This is a genomic window from Stenotrophomonas veracruzanensis (genome assembly GCF_032911525.1).
Classification (GTDB): domain Bacteria; phylum Pseudomonadota; class Gammaproteobacteria; order Xanthomonadales; family Xanthomonadaceae; genus Stenotrophomonas; species Stenotrophomonas africana.
In genome coordinates this window covers 52535-75426 of the sequence record NZ_JAWJTI010000016.1, presented here as the reverse complement: position 1 = coordinate 75426, position 22892 = coordinate 52535, and the positions used below count along the sequence as shown (strand labels likewise).

17 protein-coding genes are annotated in these 22892 nt (G+C 67.3%); 11 read left to right on the top strand and 6 right to left on the bottom strand.

What is annotated here, in order from left to right; translation table 11 throughout:
- Positions 1-159: 159 nt before the first annotated feature.
- On the bottom strand, positions 160-1479 hold the full coding sequence (locus R1H25_RS12135) for a M20 family metallopeptidase (protein ID WP_049448466.1): 1320 nt from the start codon (positions 1477-1479) through the stop codon (positions 160-162).
- Between the two features lie 188 nt (positions 1480-1667).
- On the opposite strand from R1H25_RS12135, the gene R1H25_RS12130 reads away from it, so the two are divergent.
- The 9 genes from R1H25_RS12130 (at position 1668) to R1H25_RS12090 (ending at position 15916) form a co-directional block, all read left to right on the top strand.
- The gene (locus R1H25_RS12130) at positions 1668-2912 is read left to right on the top strand and encodes an efflux RND transporter periplasmic adaptor subunit (protein ID WP_049448397.1); all 1245 of its coding nucleotides are present in this window, start codon (positions 1668-1670) and stop codon (positions 2910-2912) included.
- A 74-nt stretch (positions 2913-2986) separates the two neighbouring features.
- Entirely contained in the window at positions 2987-6220 is a 3234-nt protein-coding gene (locus R1H25_RS12125) for an efflux RND transporter permease subunit (protein ID WP_049448398.1), read from the top strand.
- Positions 6221-6251: 31 nt separating this feature from the next.
- Positions 6252-9374 (top strand): efflux RND transporter permease subunit, encoded by a 3123-nt coding sequence (locus tag R1H25_RS12120; protein ID WP_049448400.1) that lies wholly within the window; start codon positions 6252-6254, stop codon positions 9372-9374.
- Positions 9375-9565: 191 nt separating this feature from the next.
- On the top strand, positions 9566-11743 hold the full coding sequence (gene yccS / locus R1H25_RS12115) for a YccS family putative transporter (protein WP_317223700.1): 2178 nt from the start codon (positions 9566-9568) through the stop codon (positions 11741-11743).
- Between the two features lie 139 nt (positions 11744-11882).
- Positions 11883-12677, top strand: coding sequence for an SDR family oxidoreductase (locus R1H25_RS12110; protein WP_317223699.1), 795 nt, complete (start codon positions 11883-11885; stop codon positions 12675-12677).
- 97 nt (positions 12678-12774) lie between these two features.
- A complete protein-coding gene (locus R1H25_RS12105) occupies positions 12775-14664 on the top strand; it encodes an MFS transporter (RefSeq protein WP_317223698.1) in 1890 nt (629 codons plus the stop codon).
- 182 nt (positions 14665-14846) lie between these two features.
- On the top strand, positions 14847-15134 hold the full coding sequence (locus R1H25_RS12100; RefSeq protein ID WP_317223697.1) for a CD225/dispanin family protein: 288 nt from the start codon (positions 14847-14849) through the stop codon (positions 15132-15134).
- A 34-nt stretch (positions 15135-15168) separates the two neighbouring features.
- Complete coding sequence (locus R1H25_RS12095; RefSeq protein WP_317223696.1) at positions 15169-15447, top strand: CD225/dispanin family protein; 279 nt, start codon at positions 15169-15171, stop codon at positions 15445-15447.
- A gap of 43 nt (positions 15448-15490) precedes the next feature.
- A complete protein-coding gene (locus R1H25_RS12090) occupies positions 15491-15916 on the top strand; it encodes a DUF2752 domain-containing protein (RefSeq protein WP_107380644.1) in 426 nt (141 codons plus the stop codon).
- 522 nt (positions 15917-16438) lie between these two features.
- On the opposite strand, the gene ampE is transcribed toward R1H25_RS12090, so the two are convergent.
- The 5 genes from ampE to R1H25_RS12065 all read right to left on the bottom strand — a co-directional run bounded on the left by ampE (position 16439) and on the right by R1H25_RS12065 (position 20163).
- The gene (ampE, locus tag R1H25_RS12085) at positions 16439-17326 is read right to left on the bottom strand and encodes a regulatory signaling modulator protein AmpE (RefSeq protein ID WP_099588939.1); all 888 of its coding nucleotides are present in this window, start codon (positions 17324-17326) and stop codon (positions 16439-16441) included.
- Between the two features lie 134 nt (positions 17327-17460).
- Positions 17461-18366: an NAD(+) diphosphatase gene (gene nudC, locus R1H25_RS12080; RefSeq protein WP_049448408.1), complete on the bottom strand. Its 906-nt coding sequence runs from the start codon at positions 18364-18366 to the stop codon at positions 17461-17463.
- A gap of 160 nt (positions 18367-18526) precedes the next feature.
- Positions 18527-18919: an iron-sulfur cluster insertion protein ErpA gene (erpA, locus tag R1H25_RS12075; protein WP_317223695.1), complete on the bottom strand. Its 393-nt coding sequence runs from the start codon at positions 18917-18919 to the stop codon at positions 18527-18529.
- Positions 18920-18950: 31 nt separating this feature from the next.
- Entirely contained in the window at positions 18951-19415 is a 465-nt protein-coding gene (locus R1H25_RS12070; RefSeq protein ID WP_049448410.1) for a polymer-forming cytoskeletal protein, read from the bottom strand.
- Between the two features lie 4 nt (positions 19416-19419).
- Positions 19420-20163, bottom strand: coding sequence for a DUF6776 family protein (locus R1H25_RS12065; protein ID WP_049448412.1), 744 nt, complete (start codon positions 20161-20163; stop codon positions 19420-19422).
- Positions 20164-20342: 179 nt separating this feature from the next.
- Between R1H25_RS12065 and R1H25_RS12060 the strand changes: the two genes are divergently transcribed.
- Together R1H25_RS12060 and R1H25_RS12055 are read left to right on the top strand one after the other, a co-directional pair.
- Positions 20343-20960 (top strand): DUF4126 domain-containing protein, encoded by a 618-nt coding sequence (locus R1H25_RS12060; protein WP_049448414.1) that lies wholly within the window; start codon positions 20343-20345, stop codon positions 20958-20960.
- A 44-nt stretch (positions 20961-21004) separates the two neighbouring features.
- On the top strand, positions 21005-22891 hold the full coding sequence (locus tag R1H25_RS12055) for an EAL domain-containing protein (protein ID WP_317223694.1): 1887 nt from the start codon (positions 21005-21007) through the stop codon (positions 22889-22891).
- The last annotated feature ends 1 nt before the right edge of the window (position 22892 follow it).

Genomic DNA, 22892 nt, shown 5'->3' with positions numbered 1-22892 from the left:
GCGCCATGGATGGCGCCATCGAGCCCCCATGGATGGGTTTACGGCGTGTCCTGCAGGCCCATACCGCCCCGCCCAACCAGCAGAAATCCAGCACCGCTTCTGCCGTTGATGTTGCCGTTGCTTCGGCGGGTGCAGGGCTGCAAGCCCTGCCGGAAACCCTCACCCCGCCGGGGTGCCGGCACCGTGCAGGTAATCCAGACTCACCTGCAGCAGCGCACGCAGACCCACGTCCAGCGCCTTCTCATCCAGCAGGAACTTCGGCGAATGGTTCGCCGGCGCCGTCGCCGGGTCGATGCCCACGCTGGTGGAGCCGACGAAGAAGAACATGCCCGGTACCTCCTTCGCGTACAGCGAGAAATCCTCCGCGCCCATCTGCAGCGGCGGCTCGTAGACGTTGTCCTTGCCCACCACCGCCTGCAGGCTCGGCAGCATCTTCGCGGTCAATGCCGGGTTGTTCACCGTGGCCGGGTTGCCATCGGCCTCGTAGATCTCGGTCACCGCCTTGGCACCATGCGCGGCGGCGGTGTGCTCGGCCACATTCCGCAGGTCGGCGAAGATCTGTTGGCGCATGCCTTCATCGAAAGTGCGGATGGTGCCGACCATCTCCACTTCATCGGGAATGATGTTGTAGCGGATGCCGCCGTTGATCGCACCGAAGGTGAGCACTGCCGGCTGCTTGGACAGGTTGGCGCGACGGCTGACGATGGTCTGCGCGGTGCCAACCAGATCGGCAGTGGCGACGATCGGATCAACCCCGTTCCACGGCGCCGAGCCATGCGTCTGGCGGCCGATCACCTTGATGCCGAAACGATCGGACGCCGCCATCAGCGGGCCACCGCGAACGGCGATCTGCCCGGCCTGCACGCTGGAGAACACATGCAGGCCAAACACTGCTTCCGGCTTGAAGTCGGCAAACAGGCCCTCTTTCAGCATCAGCGCAGCGCCGCCCTCCTCCGGTGGCGGTGCACCTTCTTCGGACGGCTGGAAGATCAGCATCACCTGGCCCGGCAGATCCTTCTTCATCGCCACCAGTGCTTCGGCCACGCCCAGCAGAGTGGCGGTGTGCGCGTCGTGGCCGCAGGCGTGCATCACGCCCACGGTCTGCCCGCGGTACTGCGCGGTGGCCTTTGACGCAAACGGCAGGCCGGTCTGCTCGGTCACCGGCAGCGCGTCCATGTCGGCGCGCAGGGCGATCTTCGGCCCCGGCTTGCCGCCCTCGATGATCGCCACCACGCCGTGATGGGCGATGCCGGTCTTCGGCTTCAGTCCCATCGCACGCAGGCGCTTGGCCACCTCGGCCGAGGTGCGCTCCTCGCGGTTGGACAGCTCCGGGTGTTGATGAAAGTCACGGCGCCATTCGACCACCTTGGCCTGCAGGCGCTGCGCGGCAGCGGTCACCTCGGGGCGTTGCCCGTCCTGGGCGTGGGCGAGGGCCGGCAGGGCCAGCAGCAGGGCGGACAGCAGCAGCGAACGGCGCATCGCGATCTCCACAACAAAGGGGGTTCCGGCTGAATGTAGGGCAACACCGCCGCCACGGGAACCTCCGGCGCCGGATCCGGTCTTAGCGCCCGTCCCATCCGTCATGCAGGAAACGTGATGTGGCACAGGTATGCTTTGCGCATTGCCCCCGGCGTCCCGCCCGGTCCAGCCCTCTCGGAGTCCTCGTAATGTCACGTGTTTGGAAGATCGTGCTGCTGGTCGTGGCAGTGCTGGTACTGGCCGTGGTCGGCCTGCGCGTCGTCGGTGGCGGCAAGGACAAGGCTGGAAAACCCGCAGCGGGTGCGCGCCAGGGCGGTGAAGATCCGGATGCCGGCCCGGTGCCGGTGACCGTGGTCGATGCGACACGCCAGGACGTGCCGGTGTATGCCAGCGCGCTGGGCACGGTGACCGCGATGAATACCGTCACCGTCAGCCCGCAGGTCGGCGGCCAGCTGATGAGCCTGAATTTCCGCGAAGGCCAGGAAGTGAAGCAGGGGGATGTGCTGGCGGTGATCGATCCGCGCACCGCGCAGGCCAGCTATGACCAGGCCGCCGCGGCCAAGCGCCAGAACGAAGCCCTGCTGGCCACCGCGCGCTCCAACTTCCAGCGCTCGAACGCGCCGGAGTATCGCCAGTACGTCGCCAAGACCGATCTTGATACACAGCGAAACCAAGTGGCACAGTACGAAAGCGCAGTCGCGGCGAACGAGGCCAGCATGCGCTCGGCGCAGGTGCAGCTGCAGTACACCAAGGTCACCGCACCGATCTCCGGCATCGCCGGCATCCGTGCCGTCGATGCAGGCAACGTCGTCAACGCCGGCACCGCACTGGTCACCCTGACCCAGATCCATCCAATCCACGTGCTGTTCAACCTGCCCGAGCGCCAGCTCGGCGACGTGCGCCAGGCGCAGGCCGCCGGCACGGTGCCGGTGGCCGCGCTGGACCGTGCCGATTCGCACGTGCTGTCAGGTGATGGCAAGCTCGATGTGGTCGACAACCTGATCAGCGCCGACAGCGGCACGTTCAAGGCGCGCGCGATCTTCGACAACACCGACAACGGCCTGTGGCCGGGCCAGTTCGTCAACGTGCGCATGCAGCTGCGCACGATCGCCGGTGGTGTGGTCATCCCGACCCAGGCGGTGCTGCGTGGCCCGGACGGCGAGTACGTCTACGTCGTGCAGGGCGACAACACGGTAAAGATGCAGACCGTGCGCAGCGGTGTGGAAGTGGGCGACAGCCAGGTGCAGATCGCCGAAGGCCTGAAGGGCGGCGAGCGGGTGGTCAGTGAAGGCCAGTTCCGCCTGAAGCCGGGCAGCAAGGTCAACGCGCTGAAGCCTGGCGAGACCCCGGCCGCGCCGACCGAGGCCGAACTGAAGGCCGCCGAACAGAAGAACGCGGGCGGCGGTGGCCGTCGCGGTGGTGGCCCGCGCTGAGCGCAGGCCACTGATCTCCCTCGCGCCGGCGAACCTGCCGGCGCCGACATTGAAGTGCCAGCAAGGATCAGTCCGTGGGCTTTTCGACGATCTTCATCCGCCGTCCCATCGCCACCTCGCTGTTGATGGCGGGCCTGTTGCTGCTGGGCATCCTGGGTTACCGCAAGCTGCCGGTGTCGGCGCTGCCGGAAATCGATGCGCCCAGCCTGGTGGTCACCACCCAGTACCCTGGCGCCAACGCCACCACCATGGCGTCGCTGGTCACCACGCCGCTGGAGCGCCAGTTCGGGCAGATCTCCGGGCTGGAACTGATGACCTCCGACTCGTCGGCCGGGTTGTCGACGATCATCCTGCAGTTCTCGATGGACCGCGACATCGACATCGCCGCACAGGACGTGCAGGCGGCGATCCGCCAGGCCACCCTGCCCTCGTCGCTGCCCTACCAGCCTGTCTACAACCGGGTGAATCCGGCCGACGCAGCCATCGTCACCCTGAAACTGACCTCTGACACGCGCCCGCTGCGCGACGTCAACAATTACGCCGACTCGATCCTGGCCCAGCGCCTGTCGCAGGTGCAGGGCGTGGGCCTGGTCTCGATCGCCGGCAACGTGCGCCCGGCCGTGCGCATCCAGGTCAATCCGGCGCAGCTGTCGAACATGGGCCTGACCCTGGAGCAGCTGCGCAGCGCGCTGACCCAGGCCAACGTCAATGCGCCGAAGGGGTCGTTGAACGGCAAGACCCAGTCCTACAGCATCGGCACCAACGACCAGCTGGCCAGCGCCGCGGAGTATCGCGACACCATCATCAGCTACAAGAACGGTCGCCCGGTGCGACTGTCGGACGTGGCCGAGGTGATCGATGGCGTGGAGAACGATCAGCTGGCCGCCTGGGCCGATGGCAAGCCGGCCGTACTGCTGGAAGTGCGCCGCCAGCCCGGTGCCAACATCGTGCAGACCGTCGAGCGCATCCGCGCGATCCTGCCGCAGCTGCAGGGCGTGCTGCCGGCCGACGTGCACCTGGAAATCTTCAACGACCGCACCGAGACCATCCGCGCCTCGGTGCATGAAGTGCAGTTCACCCTGATCCTCACCATCGGCCTGGTAGTGGCGGTGATCTTCGTGTTCCTGCGCCGGCTGTGGGCCACGATCATTCCCTCGGTGGCGGTGCCGCTGTCGCTGGCCGGCACCTTCGCGGTGATGGCCTTTGCCGGCATGTCGCTGGACAACCTGTCGCTGATGGCGCTGGTGGTGGCCACCGGCTTCGTGGTCGACGATGCGATCGTGATGATCGAGAACATCGTGCGCTACATCGAGCAGGGCAAGAGTGGCAAGGAAGCAGCCGAGATCGGCGCGCGCCAGATCGGCTTCACTGTGCTGTCGCTGACGGTCTCGCTGGTGGCGGTGTTCCTGCCGCTGCTGCTGATGCCTGGCGTCACCGGCCGCCTGTTCCACGAGTTCGCCTGGGTGCTGAGCATCGCCGTGGTGCTGTCGATGCTGATCTCGCTGACGCTCACCCCGATGATGTGCGCCTACCTGCTCAAGCCCGACGCCCTGCCCGAGGGTGAGGACGCGCACGAACGCGCGGCCGCCGCCGGCAAGCAGAACCTGTGGACGCGCACCGTGGGCCTGTACGAGCACAGCCTGGACTGGGTGCTGGGCCACCAGCGACTGACCCTGGTTGTGGCTGGCGCCGCACTGGTGCTGACCGTGCTGCTGTATGTGCTGATTCCCAAGGGCCTGCTGCCCGAGCAGGACACCGGCCTGATCACCGGCGTGGTGCAGGCCGACCAGAACATCGCCTTCCCGCAGATGGAGCAGCGCACCAAACAGGTCGCCGAAGCGCTGCGCCACGATCCGGATGTGACGGGCGTTTCGGCCTTCATCGGTGCCGGCAGCATGAACCCCACGCTCAACCAGGGCCAGCTGTCGATCGTGCTGAAGGAGCGCAGCCAGCGCGATGGCCTGGACGAGATCCTGCCGCGCCTGCAGAAGGCCGTGGCCGGCATTCCCGGCGTGGCGCTGTACCTGAAGCCGGTGCAGGACGTGACCCTGGATACCCGCGTGGCCGCCACCGAGTACCAGTACTCGCTGTCGGACGTGGATTCGGCAACGGTGGCGACCCAGGCCACGCGCCTGACCGAAGCGCTGCGCAAGCGTCCGGAACTGGCCGACGTGGACAACAACCTGTCCAACCAGGGCCGCGCCCTGGAGCTGAACATCGACCGCGACAAGGCCAGCGTGCTGGGCGTGCCGATGCAGACCATCGACGACACGCTCTACGATGCGTTCGGCCAGCGCCAGATCTCGACCATCTTCACCGAACTCAACCAGTACCGCGTGGTACTGGAAGTGGCACCGGAGTTCCGCACCAGCACGGCGCTGATGGAGCAGTTGGCGGTGGCGTCCAACGGTGCCGGCGCATTGACCGGCACCAACGCCACCAGCTTCGGCCAGGTCACCTCGTCGAACTCGTCGACCGCCACCGGCATCGGCGCGCAGAACACAGGCATCACCGTCGGCGCCGGCAACATCATCCCGCTGTCGGCACTGGCCGAAGGCAAGGTCAGCAGTGCGCCGCTGCTGGTCAGCCACCAGCAGCAGCTGCCGGCGGTGACGGTCTCGTTCAACGTCGCGCCCGGCTATTCGCTGTCCGATGCGGTACGTGCCATCCAGGAAACCAAGGACAGCCTGGACATGCCGGCCCATCTGCATGCCGAATTCATCGGCAAGGCCGCCGAGTTCACCGGCAGCCAGACCGACGTGGTGTGGCTGCTGCTGGCCTCGCTGGTGGTGATCTACATCGTTTTGGGCGTGCTGTACGAGAGCTACATCCACCCGATCACGATCATCTCCACGCTGCCGCCGGCGGGTGTCGGCGCGCTGCTGGCGCTGATGCTGTGCGGCCTGAGCCTGTCGGTGGACGGCATCGTCGGCATCGTGCTGCTGATCGGCATCGTCAAGAAGAACGGCATCATGATGGTGGACTTCGCGATCGAGGCGCGCCGCGCCGGTGCCAACGCGCATGAAGCGATCCGCCGCGCCTGCCTGCTGCGCTTCCGCCCGATCATGATGACTACCGCTGCGGCAATGCTCGGCGCGCTGCCGCTGGCGCTGGGCACCGGCATCGGCTCGGAGCTGCGCCGCCCGCTGGGTATCGCCATCGTCGGCGGCCTGCTGCTGTCGCAGCTGGTGACCCTGTACACCACGCCGGTGATCTACCTGTACATGGAACGCTTCTCCGAATGGCTTGCCCGCCGCCGCGAGCAGCGCGCGCTGCGCAACGGTTCGCTGCAGGAGCCGCAGGCATGATCCACGCCCCGCTGCTGCGGTGGGCCGCACGATGAACCTGTCCGGCCCCTTCATCCGCCGCCCGATCGGCACCGCGCTGCTGGCCATCGGCCTGTTCATGGTCGGCCTGATCTGCTACCTGCGCCTGGGCGTATCGGCACTGCCGAACATCGAGATCCCGGTGATCTTCGTGCATGCCAGCCAGTCCGGTGCCGATGCGGCGACCATGGCCTCCACGGTCACCGCACCGCTGGAACGCCATCTCGGCCAGCTGCCGGGCATCGACCGCATGCGCTCGTCGAGCTCGGAAGGCAGCTCGCTGGTGTTCATGATCTTCCAGAGCGGCCACAACATCGATTCGGCGGCACTGGACGTCCAGACGGCGATCAACTCGGCACAGGCCGACCTGCCCTCGGGCATGGGCTCGCCGATGTACCAGAAGGCGAACCCGAACGACGATCCGGTGATCGCCATCGCGCTGACCTCGCAGACGCAGTCGGCCGACGAGCTGTACAACGTCGCAGACTCGCTGCTGGCACAGCGCATCCGCCAGATCAGCGGCGTCGCCTCGGTCGATATCGCCGGTGCGTCGACGCCGGCGGTACGCGTGGACGTCAACCTGCGCCTGATGAACGCACTGGGCCTGACCGCCGATGACCTGCGCAATGCCGTGCGGGCGGCCAACGTGACCTCGCCCACCGGCTTCCTCAGCGATGGCAACACCACCACCGCGATCATCGCCAACGATTCGGTGGCACGCGCCGCCGACTTCGCCGACCTGGTGGTCAAGACCCAGGGCGACGGCCGGGTGATCCGACTGAAGGACATCGCCAACGTCTACGACGGCCAGCAGGACGCCTACCAGGCCGCATGGTTCGACCACAAACCAGCCGTGGTGATGTACGTGTTCACCCGCGCCGGCGCCAACATCGTGGAGACCGTGGACCGGGTCAAGGCGCAGATCCCGACCCTGCGCGATTATCTGCAACCCGGCACCACGATGACGCCGTACTTCGACCGTACGCCGACCATCCGCTCGTCGCTGCACGAGGTGCAGATCACCCTGCTGATCAGCCTGGCGATGGTGGTGCTGACCATGGCGCTGTTCCTGCGCCGGCTGGCACCGACGCTGATCGCTGCGGTGACCGTACCGCTGTCGCTGGCCGGTGCCGCGCTGGTCATGTACGTGATGGGCTTTACCCTGAACAACCTGAGCCTGCTGGCGCTGGTGATCGCGATCGGCTTCGTGGTCGACGATGCGATCGTGGTGATCGAGAACATCATGCGCCACCTCGACGAGGGCATGCCGCGCATGCAGGCGGCGCTGACCGGCGCGCGCGAGATCGGCTTCACCATTGTCTCGATCACCGCCTCGCTGGTGGCGGTGTTCATTCCGCTGCTGTTCGCCAGCGGCATGATGGGCGCGTTCTTCCGCGAGTTCACCGTCACTCTGGTGGCGGCCATCGTGGTCTCGATGATCGTCTCGCTTACGTTGACCCCGGCGCTGTGCAGCCGCTTCCTCAGCGCCCACGACCACAGCGCGCCGCCGTCGCGCTTCGGCCGCTGGCTGGATGCCGGCCACGAGCGCATGCTGCGCATCTACACCGTGTTCCTGGACTTCTCGCTGCGCCACGCGCTGCTGCTGTCGCTGACGCCGCTGATCCTGATCGGCGTCACCATCTTCCTGTTCGGGGCGGTGAAGAAGGGCGCGTTCCCGCCGCAGGACACCGGCCTGATCTGGGGCCGCGCCAACTCCAGTGCGACGGTGTCCTTCGAGGACATGGTCGCCCGCCAGCGCCGCATCACCGACATGCTGATGGCCGACCCAGCGGTGAAAACCGTGGGTGTGCGCCTGGGCAGCGGCCGCCAGGGCTCCAGCGCGCAGTTCAACATCGAGCTGAAGTCGCGCAGCGACGGCCGCCGCGAAACCACCGCGCATGCACTGGCGCGGTTGAGTGCCAAGGCCGACCGCTACCCTGACCTGCAGCTGCGCCTGCGCGCGATCCAGGATCTGCCCAGCAACGATGGCGGTGGTTCCAGCCAGGGCGCGCAGTACCGCATTTCGCTGCAGGGTAATGATCTGGCCGCACTGCAGGAATGGTTGCCCAAGCTGCAGACAGAGCTGAAGAAGAACCCGAAACTGCGTGACGTCGGCACCGACGTGGACAATGCAGGCCTGCGCCAGAACATCCAGATCGACCGCGCCAAAGCCGCGCGCCTGGGCATCACGGTCGGCGCCATCGACGGTGCGTTGTACGGTGCGTTCGGCCAGCGCCAGATCTCCACCATCTATTCGGACATCAACCAGTACAGCGTGGTGGTCAATGCGCTGCCTTCGCAGACCGCCACCCCGGCGGCACTGGATGAGGTGTACGTGCGTGCGCGCAACGGCGACATGGTGCCGATCACCGCGGTGGCCACCCAGGTCCCGGGGCTGGCACCGTCTCAGATCACCCACGAAAACCAATACACGACGATGGACCTCAGCTACAACCTGGCTCCGAACGTGAGCATGGGTGAGGCCAAGGCAATCATCGACGCGACGGTGGCCGGCATGCGCATGCCCGGCGACATCCGCCTGGCCGACGACGCGGGCTTCGGCTTCAACTCCGATCCCAGCGACATGCTGATCCTGGTGTTCGCCGCGATCCTGACCGTGTACCTGGTGCTGGGCATGCTCTACGAGAGCCTGATCCATCCAGTCACCATCCTGTCCACACTGCCGGCGGCGGGCGTCGGTGCGTTGCTGGCGTTGTTTGGCACCAACACCGAGCTGTCGGTGATCTCGATGATCGCCCTGGTACTGCTGATCGGCATCGTCAAGAAGAACGCGATCATGATGATCGACTTCGCGCTGGTCGCGCAGCGCGAGCATGGCCTGGCACCACGCGATGCTGCGCGCGAGGCCAGCATCGTGCGCTTCCGCCCGATCATGATGACCACGATGGTGGCGATCCTGGCGGCGGTGCCGCTGGCGATCGGCCTGGGTGAAGGGTCCGAACTGCGTCGCCCGCTGGGCATCGCGATGATCGGCGGCCTGCTGTTCTCGCAGAGCCTGACCCTGCTCAGCACGCCGGCGCTGTACGTGATCTTCTCCTGCCTGGCCGAGCGCTGGCGGGCGCGTCGCGCGCGCAAGCGCGAAGCGAAGCTGCTCAAGCGCGCACAGCGGGCGTAGAAGGGCCCATCACGCATGGCGTGGTTCTACGGGTAGAGCCGGGCGCTGGCCGGCTTTCTCCTTACCGCGAATCTGCCGGCCAGCGGCCGGCACTACCGTGGGTGCGGACGGTGGGTGCAGACCGTTGGTCCGCACTCCATATTTCACGCGCAGCCCGCAATAATGGTGGAAGACCCTTCCACCGAGCCTGCATGTCCGCCCGCGAATCCCGCCTCAGCCGCCTCTGGGCCCACGAAAAGGCCAGTTACGGCCTGCGTGTGTTCATCGCCCTGACCGCAGCGCTTGCCGTGTGCTGGCAGCTGGATGCGCTCACCGCCCTGCCCGGCGTGTTCCTCGGCATCATCGCCAGCGCCATCGCCGAGACCGATGACAACTGGTGGGGCCGTACCAAGGCGGTATTGCTGTCGCTGCTGTGCTTCTGCCTCGCCGCCGCCTCGGTGATCTGGCTGTTCCCCTGGCCATGGATCTTCATCGGTGCGCTGGCGCTGTCCACGTTCGGGCTGACCCTGCTGGGTGCGCTCGGCGAGCGCTATGCGTCGATCGCCCAGGCCACCGTAACGCTGGCGATCTACACCATGATCGGGCTGGAGCAGCATGGCGCCAGCGACCTGCACAGCGCGCTGGACGCGGTCAGCCATCTGCTGGCCGGTGCGGTCTGGTACGGCCTGCTGTCGATCCTGTGGACCGCACTGTTCGCCAACCGTCCGGTTCGCGAACGCGTGGCGCGCCTGTACGTTGAACTGGGCCGCTACCTGCAGTTGAAGGCAACACTGTTCGAGCCGGTGCGCGAGGCCGATCTGCAACGTCGCCAGCTCGACCTGGCCGAGCAGAACCGGCGCGTGGTCGGTGCATTGAACGAGGCCAAGGCCGCGATTCTCGCCCGCTTCGGCCGCTCCGGACGGCCCGGCGTGAACTCCGGCCTGTACCTGCGCCTCTATTACATGGCACAGGATTTCCACGAGCGTGCCAGCTCCTCGCACTACCCGTACGGTGCGCTGGTCGATGCCTTCTTCCACAGCGATGTGCTGTACCGCTGCCAGCGCCTGCTCGACCTGCAGGGCCAGGCCTGCGCGCGGCTGGGCGAGGCGATCCGCCTGCGCCGTCCGTTCGTGTATGGCGAAAGCAACCAGCAGGCCGGACGCGACCTGGCCGATGCGCTCGCCTACCTGCGCGACCAGCAGCGGCCGCAGTGGCAGCGACTGCTTGGCTCGCTGGACCTGCTGGTGCACAACCTGCGCAGCATCGAGCGCCGCCTGCTGGATGCGGAGCGCTCCGAAGCCAGCTTGGACAACGTCGATACGCGCCTGCGCGACAGCAACCCGCACACCCTGCGCGAGATGGGCGTGCGCGTGCGCCAGCAGCTCACGCCCGGATCGGTCCTGTTCCGCCACGGCCTGCGCATGGCATTGGCGCTGATCGCCGGTTTCGCGGCGATCCGGCTGTTCAATGCCCAGAACGGCTCATGGGTGCTGCTGACCATCGTATTCGTGTGCCGCCCCAACTTCGGTGCCACCCGCCAGCGCCTGGCGCAACGCATCGTCGGCACCGTGGCCGGCCTGGTACTGACCTGGGCGCTGCTGCAGCTGTTCCCGCAACTGCACGTGCAACTGCTCATCGCGCTGCTGTCGGCGCTGTTGTTCTTCTTCACCCGCACCGACCGCTATCTGGTGGCGTCGGCGGCGATCACGGTGATGGCCCTGACCTGTTTCAACCTGATCGGTGATGGCTTCGTGCTGATCGTGCCGCGCATGGTCGATACGCTGCTGGGCTGCGCGATCGCCGCTGCCGCCGCGTTCCTGATCCTGCCCGACTGGCAGGGCCGCCAGCTGCACCTGGTGCTGGCGCGCGTGCTGGACACCGCCGCGCGCTACCTGGATTCGGTGCTGGGTCAGTACCGCAGTGGCATGCGCGATGACCTGGCCTACCGCATCGCCCGCCGCGACATGCACAACGCCGATGCCGCGTTGTCCACCGCGCTGTCGAACATGCTGCGCGAGCCGGGCCACGTGCGCCGCAACCTCGATGCCGGTTTCCATTTCCTGGCGTTGTCCAACATGCTGCTCGGCCATCTTTCGGCGCTGGGTGCGCACCGCGACCAGGTGGACAGTTACGCCGGCGATCCGCTGGCGCTGGCCGCCGGTGAGCGCGTACGCAAGGCGCTGCAGCAGCTGGCCTCGGCCCTGACCGCACGGCAACCGGTCAGTGAGGACGACAACGACGCCGACCGCGCGGTGGCGGCCGAGCTGGAGCAGATCGACGAGGCGATGCCGCCGAAGCTGCAGCTGATCCGCACGCAGATGGCGCTGGTGCTGCGGATGCTGCCGAAGGTTCGGGCAGCGGCGAATGAGGCGGTGACCAGCCTGACTTGATCCCGATCGCTGATCGGACGTTCCATCCACGCATGGCGTGGATCTACTGCACTGTGCGCAACAGCGCGTTGCGTCTGGCGCTGCAGCCCGATCACGCGCCTGCGCGGATACTGGGTCATCCCCTGCTCCGGATTCCCGCATGAAGATCGAACTCGCCGGCCGCACCGCGCTGGTCACCGCCTCCACCGCCGGCATCGGCCTGGCGATCGCCCAGGGCCTGGCCATCGCAGGTGCGCGGGTCATTCTCAATGGCCGCAGCACCGACAGTGTCGAACGCGCCCGCCAGCGCCTGCTCGCCGCCGTTCCGGGTGCCGAGGTGATCGGCGTCGCCGCCGACCTCTCCGATGCGGCCGGCGTGGACACGCTGCTGGCGGGCCTGCCCCAGGTCGACATCCTGGTCAACAACGCCGGCATATTCGGCCCGGAGGACTTCTTCGAGACCGACGATGCCACCTGGGAGCGCTACTGGCAGACCAACGTGATGTCCGGCGTGCGCCTGTCGCGGGCACTGCTGCCGGCGATGGTCGATGCCGGCTGGGGTCGCGTGCTGTTCATCTCCTCCGAATCGGCACGCAACATTCCCGCCGACATGATCCATTACGGTGTCAGCAAGACCGCGCAGCTGTCGCTGTCGCGCGGCCTGGCCAAGCGCGTGGCCGGCAGTGGCGTCACCGTCAACGCGGTGCTGCCCGGCCCGACCCTGTCCGACGGTTTCGCGGCGATGTTCGAAGATGAACGCCAGCGCAGCGGCAAGCCACTGGAGCAGATCGGCCGCGAGTTCGTGATGGCACACCGGCCGTCTTCGGTGATCCAGCGCACCGCCACGGTCGAGGAAGTGGCCAACATGGTGGTGTACCTGGCCTCGCCGCAGGCTTCGGCCACCTCCGGCGCAGCACTGCGCGTGGATGGCGGCGTGGTCGACGACATCATCTGAGATCTTTCAACGGGTGCGGACCAACGGTCCGCACCCACAGGTCCGCACCCACAGCAGATGGGCAGGAATGCTAGGCTGCGCCGGTCAAGGAGGCCCCATGTCCGGTCACAACCAGTTCGCCCTGCTGCGCCAGCGCCGTTTCCTGCCGTTCTTCGTCGTGCAGGCGCTCGGTGCGTTCAACGACAACGTGTACCGGCAGGCGATCATCAGCATGTTGCTGTTCATGGCCGTGCCAGAGGAAGAACTGGGGCTGTATGCCACGCTGGCGCCGGCCATCTTCATCCTGCCGTACTTCCTGTTCTCGGCATTGGCCGGGCAGATCGCCGACAAACTGGAAAAGTCTCGGCTGATCGTGATCACCACCACCATGGAGATCGTGATCATGTCGCTGGCGGCCACCGGCTTCCTCACCCAGAGCCTGCCGGTGCTGCTGGTCGCCCTGTTCTGCACTGGCATGCAATCCACGCTGTTCGGCCCGGTGAAGTACTCGGTGCTGCCCTCGGTGCTCAAGCCCGAAGAGCTGACCGGCGGCAACGGCCTGGTTGAAATGGGCACTTCGATGTCGATCCTGTCCGGCATGATCGTCGGCGGACTGGTGTTCACCGTGGCCGGCAGCCACGGCACGGTGGTGGCGGCCTGCGCGATCATCGGCCTGGCGATCTGCGGCAACGTCGCCGCGCGCCTGATTCCCAAGGTCGACGCCGGCGACCCGGACCTGAAAATCAACTGGAACCCGCTGCCCGAATCGCTGGCGGTGCTGCGCATGGCGCGCCAGCAGAAGGCAGTGCGCAATTCAATCCTGGGCGTATCCTGGTTCTGGTTCGTCGGCACCGTGCTGACCTCGCAGCTGCCGGCCTATGCGGTGACCAACCTCGGCGGCGAACCGACCCTGTACATCTTCGCGCTGGCCCTGTTCTCGGTCGGCACCGGCGTTGGCTCGCTGCTGTGCGAGAAGCTGTCGGCGCGCACGGTGGAGATCGGCCTGGTGCCGCTGGGTGCATTCGGCATGACCGCGTTCCTGCTCGACCTGTACTTCGCCCGCAGCGGCGAGGCGACGGTGCACGGGCTGACCATCGGCACCTTCCTGCAGCAGCCCGGCAGCATCCGCATCGTCATCGACCTGATCGGCATCGGTCTGTTCACCGGCATCTTCGTGGTGCCGCTGTTCGCGCTGATCCAGAGCCGCACACCGAAGGCGCAGATGTCGCGCGTGTTCGCCGCACTGAACATCCAGAACTCCGGCTTCATCGTCGGCGCAGCCCTGTTGTCACTGGCCGCGCACAAGCTGCTGCACTGGAGCATTCCGCAGCAGTTCCTGGCGCTGGCCATCGCCAACGCACTGGTGGCGATCTACATCTTCACCATCGTCCCCGAATTCCTGATGCGCTTCCTCAGCTGGCTGATGGTGCGCACCCTGTACCGCCTGCGCCCGCACGGCATCGAAGCGAACGTGCCCGACGAGGGCGCCGCGCTGCTGGTCTGCAACCATGTCAGCTACATGGACGCACTGATCCTGTCGGCGACGATTCCGCGCCCGGTGCGCTTCGTCATGTACTACAGGATCTTCAACATCCCGGTGATGCGCTGGATCTTCCGTACCGCCAAGGCGATCCCGATCGCCGGTGCGCGCGAAGACCCGGCGCTGATGCAGCGCGCGTTCGACGAGATCGACGCCGCGCTGGCCGAAGGCGAGCTGGTCTGCATTTTCCCGGAAGGCGCGCTGACCAAGGATGGCGCGATGGCGCCGTTCAAGTCCGGTGTCGAGAAGATCCTCGAACGGCGGCCGGTGCCGGTAGTGCCGATGGCGCTGCGCGGCATGTGGTCCAGCATGTGGAGCCGTCGCGACAGCCGCCTTGGCCGCATGCGCGTGCCGCGCCGTTTCCGCGCCACCGTCGAGGTGGTGGCGGCACCGGCCGTGGATGGCCACAGCACCAGCGCCGCGGTGCTGGAGGCCCAGGTGCGGGCCCTGCGCGGCGATCACGCCTGACGGACCCGGCCCGCCAGGCGGGCCCGGCAGCCTCCCCCGCATAGGCCACCGTCCGGTGACGTACGCGACATGTCTTGACTGTAAACGCATACATGCAACGTCGGTTGCGGTAGATTACGCACCCACAGGGGGGAGGTCCGGCCGATACATCACGGCTGGCCACCAAGGAATGGAGTCTTGCTTTGAATCAGCCACCACCGCTCAGCCGTCCGGTTTACATCCCCAACCATCTGGTCTGGGCGATCCTGACGACGCTGTTCTGCTGCCTGCCGTTGGGCGTGGTGTCGATCGTCTATGCCTCCCAGGTCGATGGCCGCCGCGCGGCCGGCGACCTGCCGGGGGCCTACAGTGCGTCGCGCAAGGCGGGCTGGTGGGCGGTGGCTTCGGCCGTGGGCCTGCCGGTCCTGTTGCTGTTGTGGTTCGGGCTGTTCGGCGGCTTGGCCGTACTGGGCGCTCTTTCCGACCAATGATTTACCACCACCACCCATCAAGGAGCTTGAACCCATGAATACTGCGACTCCGCAGGTCCCGAACAACCTGGTCTGGGCGATCCTGTCCACCCTGTTCTGCTGCCTGCCGGCCGGCATCGTGTCGATCGTCTACGCCGCCCAGGTCAATGGCAAGCTGGCCGCTGGCGACATCGCCGGCGCCCAGGACTCCGCCGCCAAGGCCAAGAAGTGGGCCATCTGGTCGGCCATCGCCTGGGTCGTCGTGGTCGTGCTGTACGTGCTGTTCTTCGTTGTGCTCGGCGGCATGGGCGCGATGAGCAACAGCGGCTACTGATACGTCTGGACGGATCCGGCGCCTGCGCCGGATCCGTTGTCGCATGTCCGCGCTTCCCGCTCGTTCCCGACTCGCCCGATGGGCGCCGCTGCTGGTTTCCGCCGGCCTGGCCGTGGGTGCCGCGGTGGTCCTGCGCAACGTCAATCCGTATGTCGCCGGCAATCCATTGCCGAGCTGCCCGCTGTACGCCGTGACCGGCCTGTATTGCCCGGGCTGTGGCAGCACGCGCTGCCTGTATTCCCTGGTCCACTTCGACCTGCCCGGCGCGATGGCGATGAACCCGCTGCTGGTCATCAGCCTTCCGTTCCTGTTGCTGATGCTGCTGAACATCGCCGGCATCCGCCCGCGCGTGCTCGATCCGCTGATGCGGGTGCTGGCCAATCCCGTGTTCTGGCTCTGGGTGCTGCCCGGGTATGCGCTGCTGCGCAACCTGCCGTGGGCACCGTTCACTGCACTGGCACCGATCTAGGTTTCCAGCCAACGGCGCAGCCCCTCATGGTGGGCGAGTGCATTGATACGGGATCTGGCCGGGCGGTGTGGGCTGCGCAGGGGACGCCGTAAACCCATCCATGGGGGCTTGTCCGCGGCATCCATGCCGCAGACACCCCTGCACAACCCACACCGCCCGACCACGGACAGTTTCCGTGTGCGTCCACCACGGAAAAGAAAAAGAAGATCAAAAGCGAAAGCGGATCGCTTCGCTCCGCATCCACGCATGGCGTGGATCTACCGTGTCGACCAAGGTCGACACCCACCGACAGTCGCAGTTGACCCACCGTCACCGGGAAACTGTCGGGGGTGGGGCGGTGTGGGGCCGCAGGACCGTTGGCGCCATGGATGGCGCCATCGAGCCCCCAGGGACGGGTTTACGGCGTGTCCTGCAGCCCCACACCGCCCCGCCCAACCCTCAGCAACCCAGAGCCCCTTTGGCTTTGGCTTTGGCTTTGGCGTTGGCCTCTGCAGGTGCAGGGCTGCAAGCCCTGCAAAGCAACTACGTCACCCAGCCTGCAATCACCAGCAGGGCGAGGATCGCCAGCCACAGCAGCAGCATCCGCCACACCAGGCTCATCGCATCGCGCAGGTCCGGCAGGCGCTGCCACACCGGCAGCAATCCGGCCTCGGTGTAATCGTGTGCGTCCTCGCGCAGCTCGGCGTTGACGCTGGCCCGCGCCACCGCGCCGAGAAAACCGATGCCACCGGCCAGGCGTTCGCCATGGGCCTGGCGCCAGGCCTTCCACGCTGTATCGAAATTGCCCACCAGCGCCATCGAAAACGCCATCAGCTGCGCCACCGGCCACTCGATCCAGCCCAGCAGGCGCTGTGCCAGCGCAAGCGGCTCCACCGGCACGCGTGCGCGCATGGGGCTTTCCGCCATCAATGCCAACAGGCGATAGCCCAGCGCACCGACCGGGCCCAGCAGCAGGAACCAGAACAGCACCGCGAACCAGCGCCGCAGCGCGTTGAACACCGTTGCTTCCACCAGTGACGGCACATCCTCGCGCAGGCTGCCGCCGGCCGCCTGCAGGTTGCGCACCGCTGCCTGCCGCGTCGCTGCATCATCGGCGTCGATGATCGCTTCGATATCGCGATCCAGGTCGCGCGGTCCCCAACACCAGGCCAGCACCGCCACGCCTAGCAACAGCGACGGCAGGCCGAACAGCACCCCGCGCAGCAACCACGCCAGCAGCGCCATCAGCAGCAGCGGCGGCAGCAGCGCCAGCGCCACCCCTACCGGTCCCTGCCAAGCCTTGCCACCGCGCGCATCCAGCCAGCCCAGCCATCGCCGGAAGCCGTCGAAACGGCGCAGCGAGGCGGCAGCGGCCGGGGCTACATGGCCCAAGGCCAGTGCCACCAGCACGGCGGCCAGAGTGGTGAACATGGCAGGTCTCCCTACGAAACAGAACGCTCGGCGTCGCTACCTTACCTGTCGCAGCAACGCCCTCCGCGGTGACCGGCACTGTAACCCGGGCCGTGTTCAGGTGGCGGCAATACAGGCGCCGCCGCCGGCCAGGCTCAGCCCTTCTGCTGCCGGTACCAGTGTTCGATCAGCCCGCGCGAAATCGAGATCGGCGGTGACAGGCGGATGCCCTGGCCATCGTCCTCGACATCGCGGGCCAGCGCCGCGCCAACCTCGTCGGCACTGAACCAGCGCGCGTCTTCCAGCTCACCATCCACGGTCGGCAGGTCGTCCTGCGCCTGGGCACGGAAGCCGACCATCAGCGCGCCCGGGAACGGCCACGGCTGCGAGCCGAGGTACTGGCAGGCGGTCACGCGTACCTTGCTCTCCTCATGCACTTCGCGCACCACGGTCTGCTCGAAGGTCTCGCCGGGTTCGACGAAACCGGCCAGCACCGAGTAACGACGCGGTGCCCAGTTCGACTGCCGGCCCAGCAGCAGCCGGCCCTGGTTTTCCACGGCGACGATCACGGCGGGATCGACCCGCGGGTAGTGCTCGGTGGAACACTGCGCGCAACGGCCGACGAAGCCGCCACGGGCAAATGCCACAGCACCACCGCACACGCCGCAGAAGCGGGTGCGCGAATGCCAGTAGGACATGCCGCGGGCATAGCTGAAGGCGGTCGCATCGGCCATCGACCACAGCAGGGCGGCCTGGCGCAGGTCGAGGCGGCGCGGAGCGGTGACGGTGACATTGGTGGCTTCGACCGAGAACCAGGCCTGCTCGCCACGCAGGCCGAGGAAGATCGCGGCCCCCGGGCCACCACCGATGTCGGCGCCGGTCAGCGCCAGCGGCTGGTCGTCATCGCCAGTGAAGGCGCTGCCGTCCTGATCGAGCACGAGAATGCGCGCGCCCGGCCACAGGCGCGCCAGTGCATCGGCATCTTCGCGCAGGGCATCGGCGCGCTCCAACGGTTCACCAACGAAGGCGAAACCGGAAAGCGGCGAAGGAGTATTGGGCATCCGCCAAGCGTGCCGCCAATCGATGCGGGTGGCAAGGTCGGCGCTGTGCGCAATCTGCTGTTGTGGGCACGCAGGCACAGAGCATCCACGCATGGCGTGGATCTACTGATCCGCTCTGGCAGGTGCCAACCGTGGTTGGCACATCCTGGCCACAGGGCTCTTACATGCTGAAGCTGCTGCCGCAGCCGCAGGTGGTCTTCGCGTTCGGGTTGCGGATCACGAACTGGGCACCGGTCAGGCTCTCGGTGTAGTCCACCTCGGCGCCCATCAGGTACTGCAGGCTCAGCGGGTCGACCAGCAGGGTCACCCCGCTGGTCTGTACCGCCAGGTCATCCTCGGCACGGTTCTCGTCGAACTCGAACCCGTACTGGAAGCCCGAACAGCCACCGCCTTCGATATACACGCGCAGGGCCAGGTCGGGGTTGCCCTCTTCCTGGATCAGGGATTTGACCTTGGCGGCCGCCGACTCGGTGAAGTTCAGCGGGCGCTCCAGCGACTGGTAATCGGGCGCGGCAACCGGGGCGGCGCCGGGCAGGGAGACTAGCGTGCTCATGCCGTCAGCATGGGGGTGCCGACGATGGCTTTCAAGCCATCGCCTCGGCCAGCTTGCGGCGTGCGGCGGTGTCACCCTTGCTGCCATTGGCCTCATCGCCTTCCGGGGCCGGCAGGGCAGCCATCGGGGCGCTGGCATGGATCAGGCGGCCGTTCAGCTGGGCGCCCGCATTCATCTCCACCACCTGGTAATGGACGTTGCCATTGACCCGTGCGCTTGGGGTCAGTTCGACCTTCTCGGTGGCGTGCACGTCGCCGTCCAGGCGGCCGCTGATGACCACCACCTGGGCGCGGATCTCGCCTTCGATGACGCCATGCTCGGCGACCGTCAGGGTCGCGCCACTGGCGCCTTCGGCGGCAATCACCTTGCCGTGGATGCGACCTTCCACATACAGGCCCCCACTGAATTCCACATCACCCCTGATCACCACCTGGTTGCCGATCAGGGCATCCACCACCAGCTGGCCTTCACGGTTGGATTTGCTGCTTCCGAACATCTGCCTACTCCCCTTTGGCGGCCGGCGCACCGGCCTGTTTCCAGTCGAATACCTGGGTGGTACCCCCCGTACCACTCCCCAATGTCACCCGCACGCGTTGCGGGGTGAAGTCAGCCGGCAGCATCACGCTGCCGGTGAGCTGCTGGAAGTACCGGAACGAGTAATCCTGTCCCGGTACCTTGCTGCGCTGGTGCAGATCATCCCAACTGATCGTGGCCAGCTTGCCGTTCTTGACGCCTTCCACGGTGAAACGCATCTGCCCCTGGCTGATGGCGCCGCGGTTGAGGTTCTGGGTCAGCACGGCGGTGTACTGCCAGGTGCCGGCCGTTTCCGGGCTGAACTCGATCGAGTGGGTATTCAGGCCCTTGCGCTGGCTGGTGGAGCCCACCAGTCGCTCATAGAAGGCGACGTCAGCGCGCAGGCCGGCGATCTCTTCATCGCGCTCGGCCAGCGAGGATTGCACCTCGGTGTTGGCGGCGCGGCTGATGCGGTCGGAGGCTTCCAGCGTGGCCTGCTTCTGGCGCAGTTCGGTCAGCTGCGCCTGCAGCGTCTCGGCACGCTTCTCGGCGGCCTGCAGGCGCTGGCCCTGCGCATCGCGCGGGGTGGCCATCCAGCAGCCACCCAGCACCGCCAGCACCAGGCTGAGCAGCCAGATGCCGCCGATCACCAGCAGGCGGCGACGGTCGGCCGGCGGTTGCGGCGCGCCGGGCAGGCGGACCTGCACGCGCATGGGAGGACGGTTGGTCATGGGTGGATTCCGGGGCATCGCGAGGGCGACACCGATACGGCCCCTGTGGCAAACGACGGGCTAGTGTATGACAGGACGGGTGGGTTTCCTGCGCAGTGGCGAGCCACCGTCTGTGGCGTTCAGGCACGCCATCGTCGATAGTGTGGCCCCCTGCACAGTTCCGTCGCCGGAGCATCGCCATGACCGAAGCCCATCTGTTCGTGATCGGCATCCTGCTGGCCTGGCTGGCCGGCATCCGCGTCTACCTCACCGTGTTCGGCGTCGGCCTGGCCGGCCTGCTCGGCTGGGTCGACCTGCCGCCGGCCCTGCAGGCCACTGAATCGTGGTGGGTGCTGGGTACTTCGGCGGCGCTGGCCGTGACCGAGTTCTTTGCCGACAAGATCCCCGGTGTGGACTCCGTCTGGGACCTGGTACAGACACTCGCGCGCGTGCCTGCCGGCGCCTTCCTTGCCGCTGCCACGCTGTCGCCGGACGGCCAGCTGGGCACCGGTGCGCTTGCCGCCGGCGCCGGTGTCGCGCTGGCCAGTCATGGCCTGAAGGCCGGCACCCGCGCCCTGCTGAACACCTCGCCGGAACCGGCCAGCAACTGGGTCGCGTCCGCTGCCGAAGACACCGTGGTGATCGGCGGCCTGGCACTGGCGCTGGCGCACCCATGGATCGCGCTGATCGTGGTGCTGGCCTGCAGCCTGGCCGGCGCGCTGCTGGTGTGGCTGGTCTGGCGCACCTTGTGGAAAGGCGTGCGCTGGCTGGCGCGCGGCGCATCGGCAGCACCGCCGGGGCACACCGGTACCGGTTGAGTACCGGGCTTGTCGCATAATGGACGCGAACACCAGGAGCACCGATGGCCGCAAACGAATCCCCCGCGGGCGCCCGCCCGGGACGCGCTGAAACCCCTCCGGCCGATCATTGGCAACGCTGGAGCGCCGAGACGGCCAGCAGCGCTCCGGTCGCACCCGCAGCGGTCACGCCGCAGGGCGCCGCCGCCGATGCCCCGGCCATCCACAGCGCACCACCCCCGCTTCCCGGCCCGGTGGTGCTGGCCGAAGCCGGCAACAACGACCAGGCGCCGCCGCCGTCCGATTCACCGTATCGCGTGCTGATCGTCGAGGACGACCGCGCGCAGGCCCTGTTCGCACAGAGCGTGCTGCACGGCGCCGGCATGCAGGCGATCGTGCACAGCGATGCCGACGGTGCACTGCAGGCGATCAAGGAGCATCGCCCTGACCTGATCCTGATGGACCTGCACCTGCCCGGCCTGGACGGCATGCGCCTGACCGCACTGATCCGCCAGCAGCCCGGCCTGCAGCTGCTGCCGATCGTGTTCCTCAGCGGGGACCCGGACCCGGAGCGCCAGTTCGAAGTGCTCGACAGTGGCGCCGATGACTACCTGAGCAAGCCGATCCGTCCGCGCCACCTGATCGCCGCCGTGGCCAACCGCATCCGCCGCGCGCGCGCGCAGGCCGCGACCCTGTCCGGTGCCACCGGCGCACCGGCCACCAGCAATCCGGAAACGGGGTTGCCGACGCGTCATCACGTGCTGCAGCAGCTCAACGCCGCACTCGCCCACCGCGACCCGGGCGGTGTGCTGTTCGTGGAAGTGTCCAGCGCGCTGGGACTGCGCGAGCGCTATGGCTATGCAGCCTTCGAGCGCCTGATGGTGCAGGCGGGGCAGCGCCTGGCGGAAGCCGGCCACCCGCACCTGCTGGCACGCCTGAATGACAACAGCTTCCTGCTGCTCGTACGCAATACCGACGAGGACAGCCTGGAAGGCATCGCCGCAACGCTGCGCGAGCAGTTGTCGGCGCGCGCCTTCGTGATCCGCGACGACGAATCCGTGCACCTGCGCGGCGTGGTCGGCTACGCGCCGCTGTCGTCCGGCTTCGAGGATGCCAACAGTGCGCTCGAGGCCGTCGAACGCACCACGCTGCAGGCACGCCTGCTCAGCGCCGGCGTGGCAGGCCACGTGCACCGCGACGTGATCAGTGAGCAGGAGCACCTGGCGTTGCTGGAAGGCCAGCTGGAACTGGCCTACCAGCCGATCGTCGCTGTGGCCGGTGGCAACACCGCGCAGTACCAGTTGCTGCTTCGCCTGCGCCAGGCCGACGGCACGGTGCTGGCAGCCGGCCAGGTGATCCCGGCCGCGGAAGCTGCCGGGCGCATCGCCGACCTTGACCAGCAGGTGATGGATCATGCGCTGGGCCTGTTGGACCTGTACCGGCACGCGACGCAACCGCTGAACCTGTTCGTTTCGCAGTCGCTGCGCACCCTGCAACGCGATGCATTCGCGGATTGGCTGCTGGAATCGCTGCAGCAGCGCGACCTGCCCGGCAGCGCGCTGGTGATCGACGTGCGCCTGCCCGACGCGCTGATCCATACCGTGCCGCTACAGCAGTTCTGCCAGCGCATGGCCGGCGCTGGCGTGCGCTTCTGCCTGAGCCAGTTCGAGCCGGGTGGCGAGGCTGACGCGTTGCTGGGACAGCTGCCGTTGTCGTTCGTGCGCATGGCCGCACGCTTCTCCAGCAGCCATGCCAACCCCGCCACACGCGAAGAACTGCGCAAGGCGATCGAACGGGCACATGCAGCAGGGTTGCAGATCATCGGCCAGCAGATCGAGGATCCGCAGGCTGCGGCCGCGATGTGGGTCGGCGGGGTCGATTACATCCAGGGCAACATGGTGCAGTCGGCCGGCAGCGACCTGAACTTCGACTTCCACAACGCGGTGCTCTGAC